The organism is Pseudomonas sp. RIT409, assembly GCF_003052515.2.
GTDB lineage: Bacteria > Pseudomonadota > Gammaproteobacteria > Pseudomonadales > Pseudomonadaceae > Aquipseudomonas.
In genome coordinates this window covers 1-5,514 of record NZ_QARE02000047.1, presented here as the reverse complement: position 1 = coordinate 5,514, position 5,514 = coordinate 1, and the positions used below count along the sequence as shown (strand labels likewise).

General features: G+C 52.3%; 2 tRNA genes, 3 rRNA genes and 1 pseudogene. 5 read left to right on the top strand and 1 reads right to left on the bottom strand.

Annotated elements, in window-relative coordinates:
* Window positions 1–206: pseudogene (locus DBP26_RS27430) on the bottom strand (hypothetical protein); the annotation flags it as partial.
* A 137-nt stretch (window positions 207–343) separates the two neighbouring features.
* On the opposite strand from DBP26_RS27430, the gene DBP26_RS26775 reads away from it, so the two are divergent.
* The 5 genes from DBP26_RS26775 to rrf all read left to right on the top strand — a co-directional run.
* Window positions 344–1,880: ribosomal RNA gene (locus tag DBP26_RS26775) — 16S ribosomal RNA — on the top strand.
* Between the two features lie 103 nt (window positions 1,881–1,983).
* Window positions 1,984–2,060, top strand: a tRNA-Ile gene (locus tag DBP26_RS26770).
* Between the two features lie 7 nt (window positions 2,061–2,067).
* Window positions 2,068–2,143, top strand: a tRNA-Ala gene (locus DBP26_RS26765).
* Between the two features lie 237 nt (window positions 2,144–2,380).
* Window positions 2,381–5,271: ribosomal RNA gene (locus DBP26_RS26760) — 23S ribosomal RNA — on the top strand.
* Window positions 5,272–5,415: 144 nt separating this feature from the next.
* Window positions 5,416–5,514, top strand: a 5S ribosomal RNA gene (gene rrf, locus DBP26_RS26755); the annotation flags it as partial.

The following is a 5,514-nucleotide window of genomic DNA, read 5'->3' as shown; positions in this document are numbered from 1 at the left end:
TGACAGCCGGTTGTAACGCTGTAGAATTCGCCTCCCGCTGACGTGAGATGCCAGATCGAACGAAGCGCAAGTGGTTGAAGTTGCAAAGGAAACTTTGAAAGCTTCGGAAAATAACCGCTTGACACCACGAGACGCTGCTGTAGAATGCGCGCCTCGGTTGAGACGAAACGCTCAGCCAACCGCTCTTTAACAACTGAATCAAGCAATTCGTGTGGGTGCTTGTGTCGTAAGACTGAAGTCGCAAGATTATCAGCAATGCAAGTTACTCCGCGAGAAATCATGGTTTAACCAACGATTGCTGAGCCAAGTTTAGAGGGTTTTCTCAAAACCCGATTGCAGTATTGAACTGAAGAGTTTGATCATGGCTCAGATTGAACGCTGGCGGCAGGCCTAACACATGCAAGTCGAGCGGATGAAGGGAGCTTGCTCCCTGATTCAGCGGCGGACGGGTGAGTAATGCCTAGGAATCTGCCTGGTAGTGGGGGACAACGTCTCGAAAGGGACGCTAATACCGCATACGTCCTACGGGAGAAAGTGGGGGCTCTTCGGACCTCACGCTATCAGATGAGCCTAGGTCGGATTAGCTAGTTGGTGAGGTAATGGCTCACCAAGGCGACGATCCGTAACTGGTCTGAGAGGATGATCAGTCACACTGGAACTGAGACACGGTCCAGACTCCTACGGGAGGCAGCAGTGGGGAATATTGGACAATGGGCGAAAGCCTGATCCAGCCATGCCGCGTGTGTGAAGAAGGTCTTCGGATTGTAAAGCACTTTAAGTTGGGAGGAAGGGTTGTACGTTAATACCGTGCAATTTTGACGTTACCGACAGAATAAGCACCGGCTAACTCTGTGCCAGCAGCCGCGGTAATACAGAGGGTGCAAGCGTTAATCGGAATTACTGGGCGTAAAGCGCGCGTAGGTGGTTTGTTAAGTTGGATGTGAAATCCCCGGGCTCAACCTGGGAACTGCATCCAAAACTGGCAAGCTAGAGTAGGGCAGAGGGTGGTGGAATTTCCTGTGTAGCGGTGAAATGCGTAGATATAGGAAGGAACACCAGTGGCGAAGGCGACCACCTGGGCTCATACTGACACTGAGGTGCGAAAGCGTGGGGAGCAAACAGGATTAGATACCCTGGTAGTCCACGCCGTAAACGATGTCAACTAGCCGTTGGAATCCTTGAGATTTTAGTGGCGCAGCTAACGCATTAAGTTGACCGCCTGGGGAGTACGGCCGCAAGGTTAAAACTCAAATGAATTGACGGGGGCCCGCACAAGCGGTGGAGCATGTGGTTTAATTCGAAGCAACGCGAAGAACCTTACCAGGCCTTGACATCCAGTGAACTTGCCAGAGATGGCTTGGTGCCTTCGGGAACACTGAGACAGGTGCTGCATGGCTGTCGTCAGCTCGTGTCGTGAGATGTTGGGTTAAGTCCCGTAACGAGCGCAACCCTTGTCCTTAGTTACCAGCACGTTAAGGTGGGCACTCTAAGGAGACTGCCGGTGACAAACCGGAGGAAGGTGGGGATGACGTCAAGTCATCATGGCCCTTACGGCCTGGGCTACACACGTGCTACAATGGTCGGTACAAAGGGTTGCCAAGCCGCGAGGTGGAGCTAATCCCATAAAACCGATCGTAGTCCGGATCGCAGTCTGCAACTCGACTGCGTGAAGTCGGAATCGCTAGTAATCGCGAATCAGAATGTCGCGGTGAATACGTTCCCGGGCCTTGTACACACCGCCCGTCACACCATGGGAGTGGGTTGCACCAGAAGTAGCTAGTCTAACCTTCGGGAGGACGGTTACCACGGTGTGATTCATGACTGGGGTGAAGTCGTAACAAGGTAGCCGTAGGGGAACCTGCGGCTGGATCACCTCCTTAATCGAAGACTCGGCTGCTTCGCAAGCTCCCACACGAATTGCTTGATTCATTGAAGAAGACGATAAAAGCAGCTTCAAGCTTTGAGCTACACGCTTTAAGTTTTAGGTCTGTAGCTCAGTTGGTTAGAGCGCACCCCTGATAAGGGTGAGGTCGGCAGTTCAAATCTGCCCAGACCTACCAGTTCCCCGGGGCCATAGCTCAGCTGGGAGAGCGCCTGCCTTGCACGCAGGAGGTCAGCGGTTCGATCCCGCTTGGCTCCACCATTTACTGGTCTGCGACTGCTTTTGTCAGAGCATAGAAATGAGCATTCCGCCCGTTGCGGTGGTGAATGTTGATTTCTAGTCTTTGATTAGATCGTTCTTTAAAAATTCGGGTATGTGATAGAAAGATAGACTGTGCACCGCTTTCACTGGCGGGGCACAGGCTAAGGTAAAGTTTGTGAATGCAAACTTTCGGCGAATGTCGTCTTCACAGTATAACCAGATTGCTTGGGGTTATATGGTCAAGTGAAGAAGCGCATACGGTGGATGCCTTGGCAGTCAGAGGCGATGAAAGACGTGGTAGCCTGCGAAAAGCTTCGGGGAGTCGGCAAACAGACTGTGATCCGGAGATGTCTGAATGGGGGAACCCAACTGTCACAAGACAGTTATCTTGCACTGAATACATAGGTGCACGAAGCGAACCAGGGGAACTGAAACATCTAAGTACCCTGAGGAAAAGAAATCAACCGAGATTCCCTTAGTAGTGGCGAGCGAACGGGGACCAGCCCTTAAGTTGATTTGAGATTAGCGGAACGCTCTGGAAAGTGCGGCCATAGTGGGTGATAGCCCTGTACGCGAAAATCTCTTGTCAATGAAATCGAGTAGGACGGGGCACGAGAAACCTTGTCTGAACATGGGGGGACCATCCTCCAAGGCTAAATACTACTGACTGACCGATAGTGAACCAGTACCGTGAGGGAAAGGCGAAAAGAACCGCGGAGAGCGGAGTGAAATAGATCCTGAAACCGTATGCGTACAAGCAGTGGGAGCCTACTTTGTTAGGTGACTGCGTACCTTTTGTATAATGGGTCAGCGACTTATTTTCAGTGGCAAGCTTAACCGAATAGGGGAGGCGTAGCGAAAGCGAGTCTTAATAGGGCGTCAAGTCGCTGGGAATAGACCCGAAACCGGGCGATCTATCCATGGGCAGGTTGAAGGTTAGGTAACACTGACTGGAGGACCGAACCGACTACCGTTGAAAAGTTAGCGGATGACCTGTGGATCGGAGTGAAAGGCTAATCAAGCTCGGAGATAGCTGGTTCTCCTCGAAAGCTATTTAGGTAGCGCCTCATGTATCACTGTAGGGGGTAGAGCACTGTTTCGGCTAGGGGGTCATCCCGACTTACCAAACCGATGCAAACTCCGAATACCTACAAGTGCCGAGCATGGGAGACACACGGCGGGTGCTAACGTCCGTCGTGAAAAGGGAAACAACCCAGACCGTCAGCTAAGGTCCCAAAGTCATGGTTAAGTGGGAAACGATGTGGGAAGGCTTAGACAGCTAGGAGGTTGGCTTAGAAGCAGCCACCCTTTAAAGAAAGCGTAATAGCTCACTAGTCGAGTCGGCCTGCGCGGAAGATGTAACGGGGCTCAAACCATGCACCGAAGCTACGGGTATCACGCAAGTGATGCGGTAGAGGAGCGTTCTGTAAGCCTGTGAAGGTGAGTTGAGAAGCTTGCTGGAGGTATCAGAAGTGCGAATGCTGACATGAGTAACGACAATGGGTGTGAAAAACACCCACGCCGAAAGACCAAGGTTTCCTGCGCAACGTTAATCGACGCAGGGTTAGTCGGTCCCTAAGGCGAGGCTGAAAAGCGTAGTCGATGGAAAACAGGTTAATATTCCTGTACTTCCAGTTATTGCGATGGAGGGACGGAGAAGGCTAGGCCAGCCTGGCGTTGGTTGTCCAGGTTTAAGGTGGTAGGCTGAAATCTTAGGTAAATCCGGGGTTTCAAGGCCGAGAGCTGATGACGAGCGTTCTTTTGAACGCGAAGTGGTTGATGCCATGCTTCCAAGAAAAGCTTCTAAGCTTCAGATAACTGGGAACCGTACCCCAAACCGACACAGGTGGTTAGGTAGAGAATACCAAGGCGCTTGAGAGAACTCGGGTGAAGGAACTAGGCAAAATGGCACCGTAACTTCGGGAGAAGGTGCGCCGGTGAGGGTGAAGGACTTGCTCCGTAAGCTCATGCCGGTCGAAGATACCAGGCCGCTGCGACTGTTTATTAAAAACACAGCACTCTGCAAACACGAAAGTGGACGTATAGGGTGTGACGCCTGCCCGGTGCCGGAAGGTTAATTGATGGGGTTAGCGCAAGCGAAGCTCTTGATCGAAGCCCCGGTAAACGGCGGCCGTAACTATAACGGTCCTAAGGTAGCGAAATTCCTTGTCGGGTAAGTTCCGACCTGCACGAATGGCGTAACGATGGCGGCGCTGTCTCCACCCGAGACTCAGTGAAATTGAAATCGCTGTGAAGATGCAGTGTATCCGCGGCTAGACGGAAAGACCCCGTGAACCTTTACTATAGCTTTGCACTGGACTTTGAATTTGCTTGTGTAGGATAGGTGGGAGGCTTTGAAGCGTGAACGCCAGTTTGCGTGGAGCCATCCTTGAAATACCACCCTGGCAACTTTGAGGTTCTAACTCAGGTCCGTGATCCGGATCGAGGACAGTGTATGGTGGGTAGTTTGACTGGGGCGGTCTCCTCCTAAAGAGTAACGGAGGAGTACGAAGGTGCGCTCAGACCGGTCGGAAATCGGTCGCAGAGTATAAAGGCAAAAGCGCGCTTGACTGCGAGACAGACACGTCGAGCAGGTACGAAAGTAGGTCTTAGTGATCCGGTGGTTCTGTATGGAAGGGCCATCGCTCAACGGATAAAAGGTACTCCGGGGATAACAGGCTGATACCGCCCAAGAGTTCATATCGACGGCGGTGTTTGGCACCTCGATGTCGGCTCATCACATCCTGGGGCTGAAGCCGGTCCCAAGGGTATGGCTGTTCGCCATTTAAAGTGGTACGCGAGCTGGGTTTAGAACGTCGTGAGACAGTTCGGTCCCTATCTGCCGTGGACGTTTGAGATTTGAGAGGGGCTGCTCCTAGTACGAGAGGACCGGAGTGGACGAACCTCTGGTGTTCCGGTTGTCACGCCAGTGGCATTGCCGGGTAGCTATGTTCGGAAAAGATAACCGCTGAAAGCATCTAAGCGGGAAACTTGCCTCAAGATGAGATCTCACTGGAACCTTGAGTTCCCTGAAGGGCCGTCGAAGACTACGACGTTGATAGGTGGGGTGTGTAAGCGCTGTGAGGCGTTGAGCTAACCCATACTAATTGCCCGTGAGGCTTGACCATATAACACCCAAGCAATCTGCAGGCTTAAGGCTCAGATTGCGGTGACTGTGAAGACGACACCCCGAAAGTTTGCGCACAACGCACCGATCACATACCTGATACGCCAAGGCGCGACCACAAGGTCACGACTCGGCACCCGGATTTCTTGACGACCATAGAGTGTTGGAACCACCTGATCCCATCCCGAACTCAGAAGTGAAACGATACATCGCCGATGGTAGTGTGGGGTTTCCCCATGTGAGA